Raw genomic sequence first — 22,742 nt, 5'->3', positions numbered from 1 at the left:
GACACTGCCCCATTCTTGCTCAAGCCACCAGCGGCGCGGGTCTGCGGGTTTATCCCCCTGAAGAGGGGTGTCCGGTGTGCTCGTGATGCGGATCGCGCATGCGGTCGCGGTGCGTCAGGGCAGGGAACAGCCGCATCCAGGCTGCCGCCACCAAGAGCGTGCCCAGGCCACCAATCACCACCGAGGCCACGGGCCCCAGCAGCCCGGCCAACATGCCCGATTCGAATTCGCCCAACTGGTTGGACGCGCCTACGAACACTGAATTGACTGCGCTCACGCGCCCGCGCATGGCATCCGGCGTGTCGAGCTGCACCAGCGACGTCCGGATCACCACACTGATCATGTCCGACGCGCCTAGCAGCACCAGCGCCAGCATCGACACCGGCAGCCAGCGCGACACCCCGAAAACCAGCGTCGCCAGTCCAAACACCGCCACGGCGGCAAACATGACCCGGCCAACGTGCCGATCCAGCGGGCGGTGCGCCAGGAAGAGCGCCATGCCCAGCGCCCCCACCGCCGGCGCCGAGCGCAGCAGCCCCAGACCCCATGCGCCTGTGCCCAGGATGTCGCGCGCGTAGATCGGCAGCAGCGCTGTCGCCCCGCCCAGCAGCACGGCAAACAGGTCGAGCGAGATGGCGCCCAGCACCACCGGCCGCCCCTTGATGAAGGCGATGCCCGCGAACAGCGATTCGAGGCTCACCGGCGTGCTGACGGGCACCGCGCGCTCCATCCGCACCAGCGCCAGGAGCACGTGCGCCAACATGAACAGCCCGGCTGCCGTGGCATACACCACCGGCGCGCCGGCCACGTACAGAAAGCCACCCAGCGCCGGCCCCAGGATGACGCCGGTCTGCCCGGCCGAGCTGGACAGCGCCACCGCGCGCGGCAATGCCTGCAGTGGCACCAGCGTCGGCAATAGCGCTTGCAGCGTCGGCGTCTCGAACGCGCGCATCGCGCCAATCACCACCACGCACAGGAAGATCGGTTGCACACCGGCGTGCCCGTTGGCCGCCAAGACGGCCAGCGCGAGCGCAACCAGTGCTTCGACGGCCTGGCAGGCGCGTACGACGTATCGCCGGTCGTAGCGGTCCGCAATATGGCCGGAGGCCAGTACCAGCACCACCGACGGCAGGAACTGCGCCAGCCCCACCAGCCCCAGCACATAGGCGCTGCGCGTCAGGTCGTAGATCTGCCAGCCAACAGCCACCCCGAACATCTGATACGCGAAGGTGGTGGACAGCCGGGCGAACCAGAACAGCCTGAAGGCAGGGTAGGAGAACGGCGCATCTGACAGCGTTTGCGCGGATGCAGAAGAGGGGGCGGGAGAAAGACCGGCGTCGCCAGACACGTTGGATGTGCGCCGGAACCCGGCGATCAATGAAGGAGGCGAAAAAGAGGCGTGAAGCGTCCGTCATCGTAACGGAAGTCGCCCCTTTGTAGCCGCCCACGCGGGTATGCGGCTTGCGGAACTGTCGGTACCTCATTACAGGAGATTTCATCATGGCCATGCACCACGCCCGGTCCAAGCCGGCGCCGGCCAAATCGAAGGCCACACCGAAGCCCCAGCGCTGGTCGCACCATGTGATGGAAACCAGTGACGCGCTGGACATCGAACCCGACATCTTCAAGTCGCGCAGCCCCGCGCGGATTGCCGCGTCGCTCAAGGCTTCAGCCGAGCACAGCCGGCGGCGCAAGGGGACAGCATTCCAGTCGGCCATGTCAATGCTGACGTTCTATATCAATCGGGCTGGGCACAACCTCAGCGCCGGGCGGCGCCAGATTCTCGAGCGTGCCAAGGATGCGCTGCGCGCCGAATTTGGCCGCCCAGCACACAGCGCGGCCAAGGGCCGGCACTGATGAAGGTTTGGAGCCGCTCAGATGGTCAGCATGACGCTGAGCAGTTGACGGGCGACCGCCTTGTAGTCGGCTTCGGCACCCTGCGGCGAATACGTGGACAGTGTCTTGCCCCGGTATTTGACCGTCACGATGCCGTTGCGGGTCGAATAGGTGGCTTCGATGCTCCGGCCGTTGCGCTCGAGATTGAAGGGGATGGTCTCTGCAACCAGTCGCGCGGTTTCCTGTGTCGCCCGCGGCGTGGGCGGCACGGCCGACAACGGCGAGTATGAGGCGGGGGCTTGTTGTTCTGGGTGGCGCATGGCGCCTCCTCTTCGGGGAAACGGGTGTGCACTCCAACGCAGGTTCCGTACCAGCCCCGTCCGGCAAGGACATGCCGTGCGACCGCCCGAAAAATGGCACCTCAACCGCCATCAGGCGTTCGTCATGCGCGCGGGTTTGACGCCACGCGTCGGTCCGCTGACGATATTTGTCAGATTTGTAAACGCAATTAACCGCCAGGATTTTTTGGCCCCGTGCAAATCCGGGCTATCAAGGCGGAGGGACAGGTGCCATTCTGGTAAGTGCAATGGCGCGCGCATCGCATGCCAGCCGCATGCATATCGCGCCTTGCAGACACCCTGCCGACGTTCCAACCATGCCAACAAGGAGGCGATATGGGTTCCCATACCTACAAGATGATCGAGCTGGTCGGTTCTTCACCCGACTCCAGCGATGCAGCCGTCCGCAACGCCATCGCGCGCGCGGGCGAGACCCTCAAGCATCTGGACTGGTTTGAGGTGCTGGAAACACGTGGCCACTTGGTCGACGGCAAAATCGCCCACTGGCAGGTGACGATCAAGGTGGGGATGCGGCTTGAAACGCTGGAGAGCGAGAAGCCCGCCGGCAAGAAGAAGGGCAAATAGCGGCTAAAGAAAAAGGCGGCCAGGATTGCTCCGGGCCGCCTTTCTCGTGAGGACTGCGCTGCAGCGTTATTGCGCTTGCGTGAAGTCCAGCGCGTTGGTCAGGTCGCCCATCGGCTTGTTGCCGTTGGAGACGAGCGCCGCGTCACGTTGCTTGATACCCGGCAGCGTCGGCAGGTCGAAGCGGTGCGTGATCAGGCGCAGGACCGAAGCCGTGTCGTACTGGGTGTGGTCAACGAAGCCCTTCTTGGCGAACGGCGAGACGATGATCGCCGGGATACGCGTGCCCGGGCCCCAGCGGTCAGCCTTCGGCACCGTGGCGTGGTCGTAGAAGCCGCCGTTTTCGTCATACGTCACGACGATCACCATGTTCTTCCACTGCGGGCTCTTCTGCAGTTGAGCGATCACGTTGGCGATGTGCGCGTCGCCGTCAGCCACGTTGGCATAGCCCGGGTGCTGGTTCAGGTTGCCTTGCGGCTTGTAGAACGTCACAGCGGGCAGCTTGCCAGCGGCTGCGTCTTGCAGGAAGGCGGCGTCGTAGTCGCGCAGGTGAGCGGCACGTTCAGCAGCGCCGGTGGCCGTGGCCGGGTCGAAGCGGCTGAAGTAGTTGAACGGCTGGTGGTGCGGCTGGAACTGGATCGAGCCGCTGTAGATCACGCTGCGCGTGGTGTTCGGGGCGTCGGCCAGGGCTGCATTCCAGGCGCCCGCATACCAGGCCCAGTCCACGCCACGGGCCGTCAGCAGATCACCGATGTTGGTGGTCGACTGCTTGGGCAGCGTGGTGGCCTTGGTCGGATCGGCGTAGGCCGCGTTGCCGCTGGCCACGGCATTGCCCGACGGCTGGTACGGCGGCTGCATCGTGTTGACGGCGTACGCGTTGCCGTCCTTGTCGACCGGCGTCAGGTTGCCGTCCTTGGTCGCGTTGCCATCATCGGCGGCGCCGGCGTACGACGTCGGTGCGCCCGCCATCACGGAGCTCGCTGCGGGAATCAGCGTCGGGCTGCCATCTGCATTCGTCTTGACGTTGGCAATGCTGTTGGCCGCCGGCGATGCCTTTGCGTTCGGATAGATCGGTGCGCACGCGCAGATCAGGTATTGGTGGTTCAGGAACGAACCGCCGAAAGCGCCCATGAAGAAGTTATCCGCCAGCGTGTATTGCTTGGCGATGTTCCACATGGCCATCTTGCTGCCGTCGTAGTAGCCCATGGTCAGGCCACCGGCATCGGCAAAGGCGGCGAACTTGTCATTCTTGCCGCCGTTGATCTGCATCTGGTTCTGGTAGAAGCGGTGCCAGAGGTCGCGCGTGATGACGTTCTGGCCGACCACCGTGCCCGTGCTGCCGAAGCCCGACGGGCTGTCGATCTGGAACATCTGGTTGGGCATGTTGGCCGTGGAGGCCTGCGTGATCTGCACGCTTTGACCGGCTGCGGTCACGCCACCCCAGGTGGGCGGCAGCGTCGGCAGTACGGAGCCGTCGAAGTCCTTCTGCGCAACGGCAGTGCCCGTCGAACTCTGGTTCACACCGGGAATGCCATTGGCGCCGGGGAACAGGCCGTACAGGTTATCGAAGCCGCGGTTTTCTGCGTAGATCACCACGATCGTCTTGACGTTGCTGGCCAGCGCCATGCGCTTGGCAACGCCGTCGCGCAGGCTCTTGCCGATGTCGCCGCCATTGGCAACGGCGTCGGCAATCAGGGCGATGGCCTGGTCGATTTCAGCCTGCAGCGCAGCCTTGGTGCCAGCGTCGGTTTCCTTGTTGTGGTCTTCCAGCAGCTTGTCGATCGTCACGCCAAGGCGGGCGGCGAGCGCGGTCTTGGCGGCATTGATGTCGCCGCCGTTGCTGTCCATCAGCACTGCCAGTTCGGTCGAGATGGCGCTGACAACGGCATTGGCGCCAGCCGGTGCGCGAAACACCAGCGGCTGCGTGATAGCCGTGTGCGCGCCGGTGTCCGGATCGTTGCGGAAGGCGTCCGTACCGATTTCAACGGTGATGGGGCCCGTGCCCGACAGCGTGTAGGCACCGTTCTTGTCGGTGCGCGTGCTGGTTTCACCGGCATCGCACTTGCCATTGTTGTTGGCGTCGATACAGACCTTGGCATTCTCGAAGTAGCTGCCCGTCACGACGCCCGACGTGGACGCGGAGGCATTGCTGCTCGAATCACTGCCACCACAGGCAGACATGCTGGCCGCAACCAACGCGGTCAGCGGCAAAAGACGAAGCGCTCGGCTCATGATTTCCCTGGATTGTTGTGTGGGGGACGAAAGCGAGCGGGAGTCTGTGCTTCGTGTGTGACAAGTTGATGATGAAAACGCAGGCGTAGCGCCGATTTCGCCCCAGTTCAGCGTGATGACCATCATCAGGATGAGCAGGGGCGCCACCGAACGTTTGAAGACATTTGCCACCATGGGACCTCTCCAAGGGCTGACGTGACACACGTTTGACGACATCAAAGTGTCATGGGAGCCATGCTAAGTTGCAAGGCTCCCAAAATTTCGCCTATCGCCAATGCGCCGCCTTCTGCCTGCTGCAACTCTTCGCGTGATCGCTGTTTCTGCGCTTGTGCTTGTTGGACTGGCTGCCGGATTGAGCGGTTGCGGCCGCGGCGAAGCAGCGGTGGCCCATGCCGCAACCGTGGGAGCTTCGGCACCGGCAGCAGCGGCTGCTGCGGCAACACCCGCCAAGCCCGCAGCGGCGCCGGCGTACGAAAAGGCCTTCTACACAATGATGGCCACGCGCCGCCCGTCGGTACCCGCAATGACGGCGCTGGGCAAGGCGCTGTTTTTTGATCCTGCCCTGTCTGCTTCGGGCAAGCAGTCCTGCGCAAGCTGCCATAGCCCGACGCATGCGTATGGCCCGCCGAACGATCTGTCAGTGCAACTGGGTGGCGCAGACATGCGCAAGACCGGCGTGCGTGCCGCGCCGTCATTGCGCTATATCCAGAACGTGCCTGCGTTCACCGAGCATTTCTACGAGAGCGACGGCAACGACTCAGAAGATCAAGGCCCGACCGGCGGCTACACCTGGGACGGCCGCGTGTCGTCCACGCACGATCAGGCACGCATCCCGCTGTTGTCTGCGCACGAGATGGCCAACGGCACGCAGGCCGCCGTGGTGGCCAAGCTGCGCAATGGCCGTCATGCGCAGGCCTTCCGCCAAGTGTTTGGCAACGACATCCTGGACAACGAAGACACAGCCTTCCGTGCGGCGCTGATGGTGCTGGAGGTCTTCCAGCAGACGCCGGCCGAGTTCTATCCGTATGACAGCAAGTACGACGCGTTTTTGCGCAAGCAGGTGAAGCTGTCGCCGCAGGAAATGCGCGGGCTGCAGGCATTCGCCGATCCGGCCAAGGGCAACTGCGCCTCGTGCCACGTGAGTGCCATCAAGCAGGACGGGGCGTTCCCGGCCTTCACCGATTTCGGCCACATTGCCGTGGGCGTTCCGCGCAACCGTACGCTTGCGGCCAATGCTGACCCGAAGTTCTTCGATCTGGGCCTGTGCGGGCCCGATCGGACCGACCTGAAAGACCGCGCGGACTACTGCGGCCGCTTCCGCACGCCCTCGCTGCGCAATGTGGCACTACGCAAGACGTTCTTCCACAACGGCGCGATCCATTCGCTGGAAGACGCGGTGCGCTTCTACGCCCAGCGCGACACGCAACCGCAGAAGTGGTATCCGCGTAAGGCAGACGGCACGGTCGACAAGTTCGACGACCTGCCGCCCCAATACCGCGCCAACGTCAACATGGAGCCGCCGTTTGGCGGCAAGCCCGGAGGCAAGCCCGTGCTGTCCGAGGCCGATGTGCGCGACATCGTTGCCTTCCTCAAGACGCTCACCGACGGCTACCGCCCCGTGCGGACGACGCAATCCAGCGCCCAAGGCGGCAGCCGGGTTGCACAGCGCTGAACTGCCGGCTCCAAGCCCCGCGGCCCGTTTGTTGCAACACCCAACGCGGGATTCGCGCAAGGCCGTGCGTGCGCTGCGGTTATCATCGGCGGATCGTCTTTTTGCAGTCTTCCATTTCCCGCTATGACCTGGCTTGCTGACCCGTCCATCTGGATCGGCCTGTTCACCCTGGTGGTGCTCGAGATTGTTCTCGGCATCGACAACCTCGTTTTCATCGCCATCCTGGTCAACAAGCTGCCGCCAGCGCTGCGCGACCGTGCCCGGGTGATCGGGCTAGGCCTCGCCCTGCTGATGCGTATGGTGCTGCTGGCCGCTATGTCGTGGCTGATCGGGCTCACCAAGCCCCTGCTCACGCTTGGGCCGGTCGATCTGTCGGGCCGGTCAATCATCCTGCTGCTGGGCGGTTTCTTCCTGCTGTTCAAGGCCACGTCCGAGCTGCATGAGCGTCTGGACGGCGAGCCGCAGGACGAAAGCCATGGCACCGGTCACGGCAAGTTCTGGAATGTGATCGCGCAGGTGGTGATTCTCGATGCGGTGTTCTCCATCGACTCCGTCATCACCGCCGTGGGCATGGTCAACGATTTGCCGGTGATGATGACGGCCGTGGTGATTGCCATGGGCGCCATGCTGTTTGCCTCGCGCCCGCTGACGGAGTTCGTCAACGCGCATCGCACGGTGGTGGTGTTGTGCCTGAGCTTCCTGCTGATGATCGGCTTCTCGCTCGTTGCCGAGGGCCTGGGCTTTCATATTCCGAAGGGCTATCTGTATGCGGCGATCGGCTTCTCGATCCTGATCGAGTTCTTCAACCAGGTAGCCCAGCACAATACAGTGCGCTACGATCGCCGCCGCCCGCTGCGCGAGCGCACCGCCGATGCGGTGCTAAGCCTGCTGGGCGACCGCCGGGGCGCGCCGGCAGAGTCCGAATCGCACGAGGCCGCCTCGCACGACGCTGGCCAGTCCGTGCCCGAGACCGTGTTCCGCCCCGAAGAGCGCAGCATGGTCAGCGGCGTGCTGGACCTGGCCGAGCGCTCAGTGCGCTCGATCATGACGCCGCGCCACGATATTTCGTGGGTGGATCTCGATGCCGACGTGTCCATCACGCGCAAGCTGTTGCTGGCTGTGCCGCATAACCAGTTTCCGGTGTGCCGCGGCGGGTTGGATGACCTGGTTGGCGTGGCGCGCGCCAAGGACCTGATGGGCGACCTCGACACGCGCGGTGCCATCGACGTGGAGCGCAGCGTCAAGCCTGCGCTCAAGGTGTCGGACAACGTCGGCATCCTGCGCCTGATGGACAAGCTCAAGCGCGCACGCGGCCGCATGATGTTGGTGACGGATTCGCTGGATGTCGTGCAGGGCGTGGTGACGCCCATCGACGTGCTCGAAGCCATTGCCGGTGAATTCCCCGATGAAGACGAACGGCCGGGCGTGGTGGAAGTCAGCGATGGCTGCTGGGAAGTCGCCGGCGAGGCTGACCTGCGCCGTCTCGAAGATGTGCTGCATGTCGACTGGCTGCTCGACGAAGGCGGCAGCGCCACGAGCCTGGGCGGCTACCTCTTCAATCAATGGGACCGCCTGCCCGAAGTGGGCGATACGCTGGTGCGCCACGACCTGCGTTTCGTGATCCTTGAAGCCGGTAGCCGCCGCATCGTGCGCGTGCGGATTGAGCGTATGGAAGATGTGACGGCACCCGAGGCGGAAGCCTAAGACGTCGTCGATATTGCTGGCCGTGGTGCACGCGCCAAGCCAAGGCTGAGCACCGCTGCCAGCACGCAAGCAATGCCACCCACCTGGCGCGTGCTGACGGCCTCGCCGAGCAGCGTTGCTGCAAATACCATGGCTGCCACAGGTGCTAACGCGGTAAACAACGATGCCTCTGCACCGCTCACGCGCGCGGCCCCGGCATACCAGAGCACAAAACCACCGACGGTCGGCACGATGGCGTAATACGCCACGGCCATCAGCGCGTGCGTTGCTTGCGCCGATGCGTGCAACTGCCACGGCGCTTCCCACAGCGCGGGCAGCAGAGCCGTCAGCAAGCCGAATGTACTCATCAATGCCGACAGCGCAAGCGGTGGCACCGGCGTGCGCAGCCGCTTGTTGAGCAGGATGAAAAGCCCCTCGCACACCACTGCGCCCATCACGAGCAGATTGCCCAGCAGCGGATGGGTCGCGTCGCCGCGCGGCTGCAGGGCGATGGCCAGCACGCCGGCGGTGGCCAGCGCAATCGCTCCCAGCACCGCGCGCCCGGGCCGTTCGCCCAGCAGCGCGATGGCGATCAGGGCCGACATGACCGGCAGCGTGCCGATGATGACGCCAGCGTCTGCGGCTGACGTGTGCCGTAACCCGGAAATGAGCAGCGTCGTATAACCCACGCTGCCGGCACCCGCCTGCACGAAAAGCAGCGCCCAATCCCGGCGTGCGAGCACGGGCCAGCGTGTGCGCGTCATGCGCATGATGAACAGGAACAGCGGCAGCGCCATCGCAAAGCGCAACGCTGTCGCCGTAAATGGCGGCAAGCCCGCCGCGATGATCTTGCTGGCCGCAACGGTGCTGCCCACCAGCACCATTGCCAGGGCGAGGTAAAGACAACCTTCGAGTCGTTTGGACATATCGCATCCTGCGTGTGTGGAAGCCGCAGGATGGGCCCGCGCGATGTGCGCGTCTTGAACGAAATTGCAGCGGGGGGAGGGTGGGGGGAGGATGCGGCTAGCGCGCTGCCGCCACCATGCCCGGCGACACGCCGTACTTGCGGACGAACTGCCGCGTCATGTGGCTTTGATCGGCAAAACCGCATGCGGCTGCCACTTCCGCCAGCGGCTCGCCTTGGGCGATCAGGCGGCGCGCCAGGGCCACGCGCCGTTGCACCTGATAGGCGTGAGGCGTGAGGCCGGTCACGCGGGCAAAACCGCGCAATACCTGAAAGCGGCTCAGGCCTGTTTCCTGTGCGAGGTCGAGCAGGGAGATGGCCGCCGCGGGGTCGTCATCGATGCGGGTGCGGGCAAGCCGGATGGCGTCGGGGGCTGCGTCAGCGTGGTGGTTGGTGCGGTCGTTGGCGGCGTGCAGCGCGTCTGCCAGTACGGACAGCAGCAGCTGCTCGCGCAGCAGTGCATTACTTTGTGCGGCGGGCACCGTCATCTGCGCAAACAGCATGCGCATGCGGGGAGCGAGGTCTGCGTCGTGGATGACCGGGCGGTCGAATTCAGCGTCGCCGCAGTGGCCGGGGTGCAGGTCCGTCGCCAATTCAGCGACCACGCCGGGGTCGAGGTAAAGCATGCGCCATGCGCGGCCGGCATCGCCGATGGGTGTTCCATCGTGCACTTCAAACGGATTGACCGTGATGACGTCGCCTGCGCCGGCTTCTACCGTGCCGCGTCCGCTGAATGATCTCTGCGCTCCGCGATCAACGATGCCGATGCCGAACTGGCCATGCGTATGGCGCGGGAAGGCGTGGCCGGAATCTGCGGCGACGGCTTCCACGCCGCGCATGGCGCAGCGATGCATCGAAAACGCGAGGTTGGCCGGCCGGCTGGGCAAGGGCGGTTCCTTGTGAGGGGACGCGAATCTACGGGTGTGCAGCGTGGCAGCAGCATACGCTTTCTTCGCATTTCGCTCATTTTTCGCGCACCGGCGGTTGGTATGCTGGCGCTTTCTGCGGCAGCGCGCCCGGTAAGATGCGGCCGTGCCTGCTGCCGGGCAGCGCGGGAACCGCTCCCGCCAGCGGCGTCCGGCAGCCCCTGATTGATCCATGCGCCCGTCTTTCGGTATTACCTCCAAGCTGTTCGTTGCGTTGTTCATGCTGAGCATCGTTGTTGCGCTCGCCATGGGCGCGGCGGTGCGCTGGCGCTTTGATGCCAACTTTCTCGACTACGTGAACGCGCGCGAATCCGAGCGCATGGCCGTGCTCGCGCAGGGCGTGGAAGCCGCCTACACGCAGCACGGCAACTGGGATTTCCTGCGCAACGATCGCATGGCGTGGTTCCGCCTGCTGCGCCGCGAAGGCGCCCGGGCCCGAGCCAATGGCATGGGCGGCGACCGCTTCGACCTCCCGCCGGGCCACCGCTTCGATCCGCTCCCGCCCGGACCGGACCGCGGCATCGACAGAGACATGCCGCCTGGCCCGCCTCCCGCAGGGAGCCTGCCGCCGCACCCGCCCGGCGAGCCGCCGATCCCGCACTCGCCGATCTGGCTGCTTGATGCGCAGCGCAACGTCATCATTGGCGACGGGCCGCCGCTCGGGCCGAACGCGCGCTGGCATGAACTGCACCACAACGGCCAGACCGTAGGCTGGCTGGCCATGCCGCCGCGCGTGCGGGTTCCCGAAGGCGCGGATCAGGCCTTCCAAGCGCAGCAGTTGCGTGCCACGTGGATCATCGCGGGCCTGTCTGTCCTGCTGGCGGCGCTGGTGGCGGTGCTGCTCGCGCGCGGCCTGCTCGCTCCGATGCGCCGGCTGACGGATGCCGCACGCCGTATGGCTGACGGCGACTACGCCACCCGTGTCGACGTGCATTCGCGCGATGAACTTGGCGGGCTCGCGGCGGATTTCAACCACCTTGCCGCATCGCTGGAGGCCAACCAGAAAATGCGGCGTCAGCTCACGGCCGACATCTCGCACGAGCTGCGCACGCCCCTGGCGGTGCTGCGCGGCGAACTGGAAGCACTCGAAGACGGCGTGCGCCCGCTGACGGCCACCTCGCTCGCGTCATTGCAGGCGGAGGTGTCGACGCTCAGCAAGCTCATCGATGACTTGTACGAACTCTCGCTGGCCGACGTGGGGGCGCTCGCCTTCCACATGGAGCCGCTCGACCTGGCCGATACCGTGTGCAGCGCCGTGCAGGGCTTCACGTCACGCCTGATGGAAAAGGGCATCGCGCTGCAGCTGGACGTGCCGGCAGCACCGTCGCATGCAACGATGGTCAAGGGCGACGCGCAGCGCCTGCGGCAGGTCATGCAGAACCTGTTGGAGAACACCCTGCGCTACACCGATGCCGGCGGCACGCTGCGCGTGCATGTCCATCTGGACGGTGACTGGCAGCACATCGACGTGCAGGACAGCGCGCCGGGCGTGCCCGAGGCGATGCTGCCGCGCATCTTCGACCGCCTGTTCCGCGTTGATGCCTCACGCAGCCGGGCGCAGGGCGGGGCTGGCCTGGGCCTGAGCTTGTGCCAGACCATCGTCGCTGCACACGGCGGCACCATTGAAGCCAGACCTTCGCCGTTGGGCGGGCTGTGGATCGCCATTCGCCTGCCTGTTCTTGATGTGCTTGATCCGCTAGCCGACCATGATTCTGATCATTGAAGACGAACCCAAGCTGGCCGCATTGATGACTGACTATCTGCGCGCCGCTCACTATGAGACCGAGTGGCTGGCCGATGGCACGCATGCCACGCAGCGCGTTCGCGAAACCTCACCCGAACTCGTGCTGCTCGACCTGATGCTGCCCGGCAAGGACGGGCTGGAGATCTGCCGCGAGGTGCGCGCCTTTAGCGAGGTGCCCATCGTCATGGTGACGGCGCGCGTGGAAGAAATCGACCGCCTGCTCGGCCTCGAGCTTGGCGCTGACGACTACGTCTGCAAGCCCTTCAGCCCGCGCGAACTGGTGGCGCGCATCAAGACCATCCTGCGCCGCGTACAGCGCGCTGGCGGCGTGCCGGAGAGCGCCTTGCAGATCGACGGTGCCGCCTATGCCGCCACGCTGCGCGGCCAGCGCCTCGACCTCACGCCGGTGGAGTTTCGCCTGCTGGCCGCACTGGCGGGCGCACCGGGGCGCATTCTGTCGCGCTCGAACCTGCTCGAGCAGATCTACGACGACCACCGCATCGTGACCGACCGCACGGTCGATACCCACATCAAGAACCTGCGCCGCAAGATGGAGCAGGTGAACCCGGGCACCGACATGATCCATTCCGTCTACGGCGTGGGTTACCGACTCGACGCCTGAGGTTCAAGAAAACTCCTCTGTTTGCCCACCTTTTGTGCAGGGTCGATGGCTACAGTGAACGTATGGCCGGCATGTTCGGCCGACGATCTCATGAGGAGCTTCAACATGACCGCAGTGACTTCCCGCGTGGCAGGTTTTGCCGCCGGACTTTTGCTTTCGTGCGCCGCGCTGGCCCAGACCGCCGGGCCCGGCGCTGTTCCGCTCTCGCCCATGCCACCCATGTCACCACGTGGTCCGGGCATGATGGAGCGCGGGCCAGGCATGGGTCCAGGCGGCCCGCGTGGCATGGGCCCGCATCATGGCGGCGCGCCCTTTCTGCGTGGCCTGAGGCTGAGCGAAGAGCAGCGTGACAAGATTTTCGCCATCGAATATGCGCAGATGCCCGAAGCGCGAGAGCAGCGCAAGGCTATCGAGCATGCCCGCCGCGATCTGCATCAGATGGTGGCGTCAGGCCAGTATGACGAGGCGCGTGCGCGTGCCCTGACTGAATCGCTCGGCCGCGCCGTTGCCCGCGAAGCGCAATTGCGCGCGCAGGCCGGCGCCAAGATCATGCAGGTGCTTACGCCGGAACAGCGCAAACAGGTGGGTGAGCGTGAAGCCCAGCGCGTGGCGGAACTCGAGTCCGGCGAAGGCGGGCCGGAACCGGTGCCGATGATGTAATTCGCGGCTGCCCAAAGATGGAATCGATTCTCGGTCCGCAGCGGAGCCCGAGAACGGATTTCTAGCGGTAGACCACCACCGGCACGTGCGCGTAGGTCAGCACCTTGCGCGTCTCGTTGCCGATCAACAGTCGCCCCATCAGGCTGCGGTGCCCGTGCGATGCCATGAAAATGACGTCGCACGCGTGCCGCTTTGCCGCATCGAGGATGCCCAGATAGGGCTCGGCAAACTGCGACACATCGCTGTCGAACTGCACGCCTTCTTCCCGCGCACGCTCTGCAATGCGGTCGATGCAGTCCTTCGCGTAGCCCTGCACCGTTTCCATGTAATGCGCATGCGGACACTCGCCCACGCCGGCCGAATAGGCCATGTTGGGGAATTCTTCAATGCACGTGTAGGCGGTGAGACGGCAACCGGTGGCGTGCGCCAGCTTAAGCGCGCCGTCGATGGCCTTGCGGCACTGCTCGGAGCCGTCGGTCGGCAGGAGGATATGGGTAAACATGGCGGTCTCCATGGGGAACCCATCTCCACGTTACTGCGCCCGCCGATGCGCCTCTATCGTGGAAAACGCTAGTCCAGCACAGCTTTTCGGCCGATATGGACGACCAGGACAACCAAACGATCGCAATGCACGGTCGTTCGCATATTGACTTGGCAGATTGCGGGCTAGCCCCGTTGCCACGCCTGCCGGTAGCGCGACGGCGACGCGCCAAGCTGCAGCGCAAATCGCCGGCTGAAATGGCTGGCGCTGGCAAAGCCGCAGCGCTCCGCAATCGTCGCCAGCGCAAGGGTGGTCGTGCGCAGCAGCGTTTGCGCGCGCGCCATGCGCTGCTGCATCACCCACTCATGCGGCGCCGCCCCGAAAGACGCGCGAAACATCCGCGCGAAATGGAATTCCGACAGATTCGCTTCTGCCGCCAATTGCCCGAGTGACAGCGGCAGGTGCAGTTCGGCGTCGATGCGCGCGGCAATGCGCCGGCACACGTGTGGCGCCAGCCCGCCGCGCACAGCCAGCGCCCGTGTGCGGCCCTGGGTCTGCACGAGATACGACAGTGTGTCGTTGGCCAGCGCGTTGGCGCGCATGCGCGCGTCCAGGTCGGTCCAATCGAGCTTGGCGATGTTCGCGCAGGCTTGTGCGAGATGAGCGTCTTCGATGAAGGTGCGGTCGTGCAGCGTAAACAGGCGCGGCTCTGCGTCGAGCAGGCGTACAGCGTGTCCGGCCAGCGCATCGGGCGTGAAATACAGGTGAACGAAGCGCATCGGCTGCTCGATCACCCAGCTCGACTGGTGTTCGGCCGGCAGCATGCACACGCGGCCCGGCGCGCCGAACAGGTGCGGTAGATCTTGCCGGTGCGTGGTGTAGCCGCCTTGCAGATAGACCGACAGCGTGTGGTGCTCGGGCTGGATGTAGCGCGCCTCGTCGTGCTCGTTGCGCCAGATGGCGGCGGTCACGCCGTCGCCCAGATTCGTCACGCGCTCAAGCGATGCGCGCGAGCCGCGTGCAAGCGTGCCGAAGACGCTCGCGTCTGCGGTTACGCGAGGGTCGGCAGGTTGATGCGAAGGGGGCGTGGGGGCGGGGCGCACGCGTCGATGTTACCAACGATGGCATCGCGATGCGACGCAAAGAGCCCGGACGCTATCCGCTGCAGAGCTGGCGCGCCACCTCGCCCGCCAGGCCGACGCCATCCACGCGTTGCCAGCCCGCATCGTTGGCGATCTGTCTTTCGCTGACGGTCAGCGCGCCTTGATACAGCTTGGCTTGCGAGACCGAGAACTGCCGGCTGCGGCAATCGACGGTGTACAGAAAATCGGCCATGTCGCCGCGAAAGGCGCCGAACATGCGCTGCAGCGACCGCATGCCCGCACGGTTGGATGCTTCTACGCGCACCCACGCGCTGACCGGGCCGCTGGGCATCCGCTGGATGCTGCCGACGTCGAGCGACGCGTGGCTGTCCGGTTGATCGGGCAGCGGGATCCAGCGCTCAGCACCGGCCACCGGCATGGACAGCGCTGCCAGCGCCGCCAGCATGCCGGTCACGACACGGTGTGTGAAGCCGACGGATGTCATCGGGGCTTGCCGCCCGGTACGGGAATGGCAATCGAGTCGGAATGGCTGCAGGCCATCATCACGCCTGCCTTGTCGACGTCGATCATCACGGTGCCCGGCTTGTCGGCCGTGCTGGGCGTGGCCGCGAGGCTGCCCGACAGGCGCTGCATGATCGCCTGGCAGGTCGGGGCCGTGGAGGCAACGGTCGTGGCTTTGGCTGTCTTGGCGGCCGGAATTGGGGCAGGTGCGGCAGCAGCAACGGGTGGACGACTGGGAGCAGGGGCTGCCGCAGCCGCGGGCGGCGTAGAAGCGTGCGCACGCGGCAACGCAACAAGTGCGGCCAGCACGCTCACGGCAATCAACAACCGCGTGGTGCGCCGTGAAAGCGATCGATTGGGGGGAGACAGAGACGGCATGACAGTCCAGACACGTGCATCCAATTTGCGCCTGCTAGGTCACGGGGCAGACGCGCTCTTTCGACCACTAACGGCACGCCGCGCCCGAACTTGACGCGGCAATCTGCCTCATGGATCACTCAAGCGTGATTTTGCCTGCGCAAAATACTTCATGTGAACGACATAATCGGGCGGGGTTGGAACATTCTCACCAATGTAGCGACCAACCAATATGCCGGGGAGATTTTTTCCGGCATCGTCGCATCGTGAAACGAACCGCACATAAGGCTCGCACATGCAGGCGATGTAAGCAGACGGGGCAAGCAGCAACGGGGTTCGTGCAGTGCCAAAACAAATGGGTCGGCGGAAATGAAAATGCGATGGAATATCCGGCCTTTTCCGCCCTTTGTTTTTCCAAGGGGGCCACTATGATTCCTAACATGGTGATGCGATGGAGCTTTGCGTCGCTTGCCTCACGGGTCGGTTCTCCTCTCTGGAACAGATCGACACGGTCCAGAGATTTCAACCCGCGCCTCGTCAACTGAGCGCGGGTTTTTTCTTGGGTCATGCCAACGTAGGGTGGCCACCACACGCCCCTCAGGGGTATCACACGCTGAACCCTTCAGTTTTCCACCGGCGCGCCGTTGTGGTTAGGGGCGAGACACGTGTAGTCTGCCTCTCGCTTTCCCATTGCCGTCGCTGTTGCTGTTATCGCTCAAGCCATCGCATTGCCCATGACCCAGTTTCTTCCGGCGCAGGCCGGAGCCTCTCCTACAGACGTTGCGCCGCGCTCCGAAGCCGCGCAACGTCCGGTGGCGGCCATGGCGGGGGCGATGACTGATATGCGCGGTACCGGTTTCGACGCGCTGTCCCGGCTGTCGTCCGACGCGGTATTGCTGACCGTGGACGGGCGGCTGGTGCGAGCCAACCCGGCCGCCGCCCGCTTGCTGGGCGCGCAGGATCCAGCGCAACTGACGGGCCTGCAACTCGCCGGCCTGATTCATCCCGATGACGTTGCCCAGGTGATTCCGCGCCTGGCAGGCATGGTGAGCAGCGGCCTTTCTGCCCAGCCGGTCGAACACCGTCTGGTGCGCGCCGACTACACGCATGTGCTGGTTGCCAGCGAAGCCGCTGCGTGCGAGCACGAAGGTCAGCCCGCCGTCATGCTCGTGCTGCGCGAGGCCATGTCGCGCCATGCGTTGGAGCGCAATGCCGTAAAGGCTCGCGCCGAAGCGCTGCATGCGCGCCGTCTGCTTGCTTCGGAGAACGCCGTGCTTGCGCAACTTGCCTCCAATGCGACGCTGTCGACTGTGCTGCGCCACCTGTGCCTGTACGTCGAGCAGGTCTATCCGAATGCAATGTCGGCGCTGTTGTTGCTGGACGCCGACTCCCAGACCATGAGTGTGGCCGCTGCGCCGACGCTACCTGCGGGCTATGCCGCCACGCTGGAGAGCACGCCCGTCGGTCCCGACGCTGGCGCATGCGGCTGTGCCGTGTATCTGGGTGAGGCCGTTTTCATCGACAACATTGCGACCGACCCGCGCTGGCAACACGAGCGCACGGCAGCATTGGCAGCGGGCTTTGTTTCCGCATGGGCTTTGCCGATTCGCTCATCGCGCGGCGACAAGCTTGGCGTGCTCGGGCTGTTCTATCGGCAACCGTGCATGCCTGTGGAAGAAGAACAGCATTTCCTCGACGACGTCACGCATCTGGCAGGCGTTGCCATTCAGAAAGACAACGTCGAACGGGGCCTGGCCGAAAGCGAGGAGCGCTATCGGCTGGCGATCTCGAACCTGCACGAAGGCGTCGTGATCATGTCGCCGGACGGCGTGGTGCAGGCTGCCAACGCCAGCGCCGAGCGCATCTTGCGCGTGCGCCCGGGGCAGCTCGTCGGGCGAAACCGGCTCGACCCGATTCAACGCGTGGTGGACGAAGACGGCAAGGAAGTCGGTTCGACCATGATGCCGTCAGGGTTGGTGCTGCGCACCGGCGAACCCATCTTCGGTCGCGTGTACGGGCTGTTGCTCAAGACCGGTGAGCTGATGTGGGTGCGGCAGAACATCATCCCCATCCGTCGCCATGCTGAGCCGGCACCAAGCAGCGTGATGTTGTCGTTTGCCGATATCACCGATATCAAGCGCGCCGAGCAGCGCCTGCGCCATCTCGCTGCGCACGATGCGCTCACGGGGTTGACCAACCGCAGCTTCTTCATCGCGCACCTCGAAAGCACCATTGAGAGCGCCCGCGACGAGAGCCGTGAGCTGGCGTTGTTCTTCCTCGATCTCGACCGCTTCAAGAGCGTGAACGATACCGCCGGCCATGCTTGCGGCGACACGCTGCTGCAAAGCGCCGCCGCACGCCTGACCGATTGCATCGGCCCAGGTGACGTGATCGCCCGCCTGGGCGGCGACGAATTCGTCATCCTGATCGACCAGCGTGTCGAAGGAAAGCGCATTGCGTTGCTGGCTGAACGATTGCTTCAAGCCATGCGCGAGCCGTTCGATACCGTCAACGGGCGTTACTACCTGGGCGTGTCGATTGGTGTGGCGCTGTATCCGCATGACGGCATTTCGGGTTCCGACCTGCTGCGTTCGGCCGACGCCGCCATGTACCGCGCCAAGCAGAACGGCCGCAACCGTGCGCAGTTCTACACGGCTGAGCTCAACGCCCGGCTGCAACGCCGCTACATGCTGGAAAACGCGCTGCGCGATGCGCGCGAGAACAACGAACTGCAGCTCGTCTATCAACCCAAGTACGACCTGGCCAGCCATCGCATCGTCGGGGCCGAGGCGCTGCTGCGCTGGAACAGCGCCAAGCTTGGGGCGATCTCGCCGGTGGAGTTCATCCCGGTGGCGGAAGAGACCGGTCTGATCGTGCCGATTGGCGCATGGGTCTTACGGCGCGCGTGCGAACAGGCTGTGATCTGGTACGAGGCGCTGGGCTATGACTTCCGTATGGCGGTCAACCTGTCGGCGCGCCAGTTCCAGGCCGGGGACGTGGTCCCCATGATCGAACAGACGCTGGCCGACACCGGCCTGCCGCCTACCGCGCTCGAAGTCGAAATTACCGAAAGCCTGCTGATGGGCGGTGCGGATGAGGTCCGACCGATGTTCGATGCGCTCACCGCGCAGGGCATCCGGATCTCGATCGACGATTTCGGTACCGGTTATTCATCGCTGTCGTATCTGCAGCGCTTCCCGATCAGCAACGTGAAGATCGACCGCTCGTTCATCACCGGCATTCCGGGCGATCCGGATTCCGTGGCGTTGACGGAGGCCATCGTCGCCATGGCGCGCGCGCTGGGCATGACCGTCACCGCCGAAGGCGTGGAAGACGCCGACCAGGTGGAGTTCCTCGCCAAGGCGGGTTGCCAGGAAATCCAGGGTTACTACATCGGCAAGCCGGTCACGGCCGAAGGTTTCGACCGTTTGCTGCGTGCGCACCTGTCGGTGGTGGATGCCGGCGTGCGCGCCGCGCTGGGCTGACAGCGCGGCTAGCTGCACGGCTGGCTGAGCCGTTCACACCGGCGTTTCTGCCGTTCGTCGCAATCCGCTCCCGCGTGCGGGGGCCGGCACCTAAGCTGGCGTCATTCCAACAGGGAGACCGCCATGCTCGAATCGATCGCCTCCATCGTGTCGCATACGCCCACCTGGGTGTTCGTGGTGTTTGCCGTGCTGATCGCCATCGGGGTGCGTCAGATGCAGCCCCGCATCGTGTCGCGCCGCCGTCTGATCGTACTGCCGCTGGTGGTGGCCGCGTATTCGCTTTACGGTGTGTCGATGGCAAGCCATGGCAGCCCGCTTGCGCTCACGATGTGGCTGGTGGCCGTTCTGGTGGCGTTTCTGCTGACGTATATGTCGCCGCCCAACGGCGCTGTGTCTGAAACGGCCCGCACCGTTCGGGTGCCCGGAAGCTGGGTGCCGATGGTGGTGATCGTGGGCCTGTTTGCCGCCCGCTATGCCTACAACGTGATGCTGGCGATGCACCCGGAGGTCTCGCACTCTGCCAGCTTCATGGCGATGTTCAGCGCGCTGTTCGGCTTCCTGGGCGGTCTGCTGCTCTCGCGCTCGGTGCTGCTGCATGTGCGTACGCCGCGCCTAGCGGCGGCTTGAGCCGACCAATCAGCGTTAACATCTTGCATGTTGCAATCTCCATCCAAGACGAGACGACATGCTGGAACTCGACGGCACCATCTGGCTGCGCGCCGGTGAAGACAATTGGGGCGGGCGCGGCCGGATCGAACTGCTGGCTGCCATCGGGCAGACCGGCTCCATCACCGCAGGCGCGAAAGCTGTGGGTCTTTCCTACAAGGCCGCGTGGGACGCCATCGACACCATGAACAACCTGGCCGGCGAGCCGCTGGTGGTGCGCACCACGGGCGGCAAGGGCGGCGGCGGCAGTGTGCTGACGCCGCGCGCGCAACGGCTGATCGAGAGCTTCCGCGTGCTGGAAGCGGAGCACCGTCGCTTTGTCGAACGCCTGGATGCCGCCGCGCACGCTGCCAGCGAAGACGTCACCCTGCTGCGCCGCCTCATGCTGCGCACGAGCGCGCGCAACGCGCTGTTCGGCACGGTGGAATCGGTCGCATCAGGCGCCGTCAATGATGTGGTGACGCTGCGCCTGCCCGGCGGTCAGGCTGTTGCCGCCACCATCACCCAGGAAAGCACGCGCGTGCTGGGGCTGGCGCCGGGCGTGCAGGCCGTCGCGCTCATCAAGGCGCCTGCCGTGATGCTGATGCGCGGCGCCGGCGAGTGGCGCGTCTCGGCTGAAAACCAGTTGCCGTGCGTGGTCACGGAAATCCGCGATGGCGCGGTGCAGGCCGAAGTGCGCCTGCGCCTGCTGGATGCGAGTGCCGCATCGGCCGGGGAAACCGTGCTGGTGGCCATGCTCTCGCGCACGGCTGTGGAAACGCTGGCACTCGCCGAAGGCGTGGAAGCCGTGGCGGTGTTTGAAGCGTCGAGCGTGATCCTGGGATTGGCCTAAGCCCCCATGACGCTCAAAACCCTGCTGATCGTCTACCACTCGATGACGGGTGGCGCGCGCCAGATGGCCGAGGCTGCGCAGGCGGGTGCCGCAGAAGAAGGCGGCGTTGCCGTGCGGTTGATGCACGCAGCGCAGGCCGGCCCCGACGATGTGCTGGGGGCGGACGGCTATCTTTTCGCGACACCGGAAAACCTCGCAGCCATCAGCGGGCAGCTCAAGGATTTTTTCGACCGCTGCTATTACCCGGCGCTCGACCGCATCAACGGCCGGCCATACGCGTGCCTGATCTGTGCAGGCAGCGATGGCCAGAACGCGGTGCGCCAGATTGAGCGCATTGCCACTGGCTGGCGGCTCAAGCCCGTGGCCGAGCCGATCATCGTCTGCACGCATGCGCAAACACCCGAAGCCATCCTGGCCCCCAAGCAGATTGGCGCAGACGAGCTGGAGCGCTGCCGCACCCTGGGGCAGGCCATGGCCACCGGGCTCGCGTTGGGCGTTTTCTAGCGCTTCACCACAGCCGTCAGATGCGGATACGGCGACAGCGGTGCCGCATCGGGTGCGCGCACCGCATCGGCCACGACGCGGCCATCGCGCAACTCGAATACGTGGTCTCCGAAGATCTCCACATCGGCCGGGTCGTGCGTGATCATCAGCATGGGTATCTGCAGCCGCGCTTGCAGGGCGGACAGCTCGGAACGCATGCGCGTGCGCAGTGCCGGGTCCAGTGCGGCAAAAGGCTCGTCGAGCAGCAGCATCGATGGCTCGGCGATCAGCGCGCGAGCCAGCGCCACACGCTGGCGCTGCCCGCCGGAAATCTGCGACGGGTAATTGGCGGCGACGGCGCCCAGCTCGAACGTGTCGATCCACTGCTGCACGCGCGGGTCGCGTGTGCGGCGCGGCGGGTTGAACCACCCGCGCTTGAGCCCGAACGCGATGTTCTGCGCCACCGTCAGGTGGTTGAAGAGCGCGTAGTCCTGGAAGAGGTAGCCGACGCGGCGTTCCTGCGCGCTCAGGTTGATGCTCTCGGCGTGGTCGAACAGCGTGCGGCCGTTCAGCACGATGCGGCCGCGCTCGGGCGTCATGAGGCCCGCAATGCTGCGCAACGTGAGGCTCTTGCCGGCGCCCGACGGGCCGTACAGCACCACGCGCCGGCTCTCCGAGCGCACGGCAACGTCGAGCGAGAACACGCGCGCTGCGCTGGTGAGCGTTTTCTGCACGACGAGATCGATCATGCCGCCGCTCATGCCAGTTGCTCCTGCAGGCTCGGCGCGCGTGCCTGTAGCAGGCGGCTGGCCACCACCAGCACCACGATGCAGGTGAGCGAGGTAATCAACACCAACGTGTTGGCCGTGGCATCGTCGCCGGCCTGCACGGCTTCGTAGATGGCGACGGAAAGCGTCTGCGTACGGCCGGGCAGGTTGCCGGCAATCATGAGCGTGGCACCAAATTCGCCCAATGCGCGCGCAAACGCCAGCAGAACGCCGGCGGCGATGCCGCGTGCGGCCAGCGGCAGCGTGACGCGAAAGAAGACTGCGGCCTCCGGCAAGCCCAGCACGCGCGCCGCGCTTTCCAGTTGATGATCCACACCTTCAAAGGCGGCGCGCGCGGATTTCATGACCAGCGGAAACGCCACCACGGTGGAGGCGATCACCGCGCCCTGCCACGTAAAGACGAGCTGGATACCCATGCTGTCTAGCCATCCGCCGACCGTGCCGCGCCGGCCCAGCAGCACCAGCAGGTAATAACCGAGCACCGTGGGTGGCAGCACCAGGGGCAGGGTCAGGACGGAATCGATGACGTCGCGCAGGCGGCTGCGCGTGCGCGCGAGCGCGTAGGCTGCGCCCACGCCCAGCACGAGGTTCAGGACGGTCGCCCAGCCGGCCACCTTGAGTGAAAGCAGCAGAGGCATCCAGATGGATGTGGACATGCGAATAGTGAGCGAAGGTGCCATCGGCCGGCCGAGTGATTCTCGCGAACCGAGAGGTGACGCGTTGGGTGCCGGCGACAGATTGGAAGAGTTATCCGCAATATAGGGTTGGATATAACGCACGGTCAATC

General features: G+C 65.3%; 22 protein-coding genes. 11 read left to right on the top strand and 11 right to left on the bottom strand.

Translation table 11 applies throughout. The features are described 5' to 3' along the window. Nucleotides 1–49: 49 nt before the first annotated feature. On the bottom strand, nt 50–1,348 hold the full coding sequence (locus tag NKG59_RS01820; RefSeq protein ID WP_253534686.1) for an MFS transporter: 1,299 nt from the start codon (nt 1,346–1,348) through the stop codon (nt 50–52). Between the two features lie 152 nt (nt 1,349–1,500). On the opposite strand from NKG59_RS01820, the gene NKG59_RS01815 reads away from it, so the two are divergent. Then, nucleotides 1,501–1,857, top strand: a complete 357-nt coding sequence (locus NKG59_RS01815; protein ID WP_413411148.1) for a DUF3175 domain-containing protein — start codon at nt 1,501–1,503, stop codon at nt 1,855–1,857. A 17-nt stretch (nt 1,858–1,874) separates the two neighbouring features. Here the strand turns inward: NKG59_RS01815 and NKG59_RS01810 are convergent, their stop codons facing one another. Continuing rightward, nucleotides 1,875–2,156: a hypothetical protein gene (locus NKG59_RS01810; RefSeq protein ID WP_045201637.1), complete on the bottom strand. Its 282-nt coding sequence runs from the start codon at nt 2,154–2,156 to the stop codon at nt 1,875–1,877. A 354-nt stretch (nt 2,157–2,510) separates the two neighbouring features. On the opposite strand from NKG59_RS01810, the gene NKG59_RS01805 reads away from it, so the two are divergent. Next, nucleotides 2,511–2,759, top strand: coding sequence for a dodecin (locus NKG59_RS01805; protein ID WP_253534684.1), 249 nt, complete (start codon nt 2,511–2,513; stop codon nt 2,757–2,759). Between the two features lie 66 nt (nt 2,760–2,825). On the opposite strand, the gene acpA is transcribed toward NKG59_RS01805, so the two are convergent. Next, entirely contained in the window at nt 2,826–4,988 is a 2,163-nt protein-coding gene (gene acpA, locus NKG59_RS01800; RefSeq protein WP_253534682.1) for an acid phosphatase, read from the bottom strand. A 274-nt stretch (nt 4,989–5,262) separates the two neighbouring features. Between acpA and NKG59_RS01795 the strand changes: the two genes are divergently transcribed. Continuing rightward, nucleotides 5,263–6,660, top strand: a complete 1,398-nt coding sequence (locus tag NKG59_RS01795) for a cytochrome-c peroxidase (RefSeq protein ID WP_253534680.1) — start codon at nt 5,263–5,265, stop codon at nt 6,658–6,660. A 123-nt stretch (nt 6,661–6,783) separates the two neighbouring features. Further along, on the top strand, nt 6,784–8,364 hold the full coding sequence (locus tag NKG59_RS01790) for a TerC family protein (protein WP_045201631.1): 1,581 nt from the start codon (nt 6,784–6,786) through the stop codon (nt 8,362–8,364). On the opposite strand, the gene NKG59_RS01785 is transcribed toward NKG59_RS01790, so the two are convergent. After that, entirely contained in the window at nt 8,361–9,269 is a 909-nt protein-coding gene (locus NKG59_RS01785) for a DMT family transporter (RefSeq protein WP_253534678.1), read from the bottom strand. The genes NKG59_RS01790 and NKG59_RS01785 overlap by 4 nt on opposite strands. Nucleotides 9,270–9,366: 97 nt before the next feature. Continuing rightward, nucleotides 9,367–10,146 (bottom strand): AraC family transcriptional regulator, encoded by a 780-nt coding sequence (locus NKG59_RS01780; RefSeq protein ID WP_253535665.1) that lies wholly within the window; start codon nt 10,144–10,146, stop codon nt 9,367–9,369. Between the two features lie 259 nt (nt 10,147–10,405). Between NKG59_RS01780 and NKG59_RS01775 the strand changes: the two genes are divergently transcribed. The 3 genes from NKG59_RS01775 (at nt 10,406) to NKG59_RS01765 (ending at nt 13,259) form a co-directional block, all read left to right on the top strand. Further along, nucleotides 10,406–11,956, top strand: coding sequence for an ATP-binding protein (locus tag NKG59_RS01775; protein ID WP_253534676.1), 1,551 nt, complete (start codon nt 10,406–10,408; stop codon nt 11,954–11,956). Continuing rightward, nucleotides 11,940–12,599 carry a response regulator gene (locus NKG59_RS01770; protein WP_045201625.1) on the top strand — a complete coding sequence of 220 codons (660 nt, stop codon included), beginning with the start codon at nt 11,940–11,942 and terminating at the stop codon, nt 12,597–12,599. Before NKG59_RS01775 ends, NKG59_RS01770 begins: the two co-directional genes overlap by 17 nt. A 105-nt stretch (nt 12,600–12,704) precedes the next feature. After that, nucleotides 12,705–13,259, top strand: coding sequence for a Spy/CpxP family protein refolding chaperone (locus NKG59_RS01765; protein WP_045201623.1), 555 nt, complete (start codon nt 12,705–12,707; stop codon nt 13,257–13,259). A gap of 61 nt (nt 13,260–13,320) precedes the next feature. On the opposite strand, the gene NKG59_RS01760 is transcribed toward NKG59_RS01765, so the two are convergent. The 4 genes from NKG59_RS01760 to NKG59_RS01745 all read right to left on the bottom strand — a co-directional run bounded on the left by NKG59_RS01760 (nt 13,321) and on the right by NKG59_RS01745 (nt 15,722). Further along, nucleotides 13,321–13,761, bottom strand: a complete 441-nt coding sequence (locus NKG59_RS01760) for a universal stress protein (RefSeq protein WP_045202201.1) — start codon at nt 13,759–13,761, stop codon at nt 13,321–13,323. Nucleotides 13,762–13,925: 164 nt separating this feature from the next. Next, nucleotides 13,926–14,843, bottom strand: a complete 918-nt coding sequence (locus NKG59_RS01755; protein ID WP_045201621.1) for a helix-turn-helix domain-containing protein — start codon at nt 14,841–14,843, stop codon at nt 13,926–13,928. Nucleotides 14,844–14,895: 52 nt separating this feature from the next. Further along, a complete protein-coding gene (locus NKG59_RS01750; RefSeq protein WP_045201619.1) occupies nt 14,896–15,327 on the bottom strand; it encodes a hypothetical protein in 432 nt (143 codons plus the stop codon). Continuing rightward, the gene (locus tag NKG59_RS01745) at nt 15,324–15,722 is read right to left on the bottom strand and encodes a hypothetical protein (RefSeq protein ID WP_045201617.1); all 399 of its coding nucleotides are present in this window, start codon (nt 15,720–15,722) and stop codon (nt 15,324–15,326) included. Before NKG59_RS01745 ends, NKG59_RS01750 begins: the two co-directional genes overlap by 4 nt. A gap of 713 nt (nt 15,723–16,435) precedes the next feature. Here NKG59_RS01745 and NKG59_RS01740 point away from each other — a divergent pair. The 4 genes from NKG59_RS01740 to NKG59_RS01725 all read left to right on the top strand — a co-directional run bounded on the left by NKG59_RS01740 (nt 16,436) and on the right by NKG59_RS01725 (nt 21,188). Further along, nucleotides 16,436–19,186 carry a sensor domain-containing protein gene (locus tag NKG59_RS01740; RefSeq protein ID WP_253534674.1) on the top strand — a complete coding sequence of 917 codons (2,751 nt, stop codon included), beginning with the start codon at nt 16,436–16,438 and terminating at the stop codon, nt 19,184–19,186. A 123-nt stretch (nt 19,187–19,309) separates the two neighbouring features. Further along, nucleotides 19,310–19,813 carry a DUF6622 family protein gene (locus NKG59_RS01735; protein ID WP_253534670.1) on the top strand — a complete coding sequence of 168 codons (504 nt, stop codon included), beginning with the start codon at nt 19,310–19,312 and terminating at the stop codon, nt 19,811–19,813. Between the two features lie 58 nt (nt 19,814–19,871). Beyond that, complete coding sequence (locus tag NKG59_RS01730) at nt 19,872–20,684, top strand: TOBE domain-containing protein (protein ID WP_045201611.1); 813 nt, start codon at nt 19,872–19,874, stop codon at nt 20,682–20,684. A 6-nt stretch (nt 20,685–20,690) separates the two neighbouring features. Then, entirely contained in the window at nt 20,691–21,188 is a 498-nt protein-coding gene (locus tag NKG59_RS01725) for a flavodoxin family protein (protein ID WP_045201609.1), read from the top strand. On the opposite strand, the gene NKG59_RS01720 is transcribed toward NKG59_RS01725, so the two are convergent. Both NKG59_RS01720 and modB read right to left on the bottom strand, forming a co-directional pair. Beyond that, entirely contained in the window at nt 21,185–21,928 is a 744-nt protein-coding gene (locus NKG59_RS01720; RefSeq protein ID WP_045201607.1) for an ABC transporter ATP-binding protein, read from the bottom strand. The two genes, NKG59_RS01725 and NKG59_RS01720, sit on opposite strands and share 4 nt — an antisense overlap. After that, nucleotides 21,925–22,611 (bottom strand): molybdate ABC transporter permease subunit, encoded by a 687-nt coding sequence (gene modB / locus NKG59_RS01715; protein WP_253534669.1) that lies wholly within the window; start codon nt 22,609–22,611, stop codon nt 21,925–21,927. The genes NKG59_RS01720 and modB overlap by 4 nt, the downstream gene beginning before the upstream one ends. Nucleotides 22,612–22,742: the final 131 nt, after the last annotated feature.

The organism is Ralstonia chuxiongensis (assembly GCF_024158925.1).
Lineage (GTDB): Bacteria > Pseudomonadota > Gammaproteobacteria > Burkholderiales > Burkholderiaceae > Ralstonia > Ralstonia chuxiongensis.
Note: the sequence above shows the minus strand (reverse complement) of the source record. Positions and strands in the feature narration are given on the sequence as shown.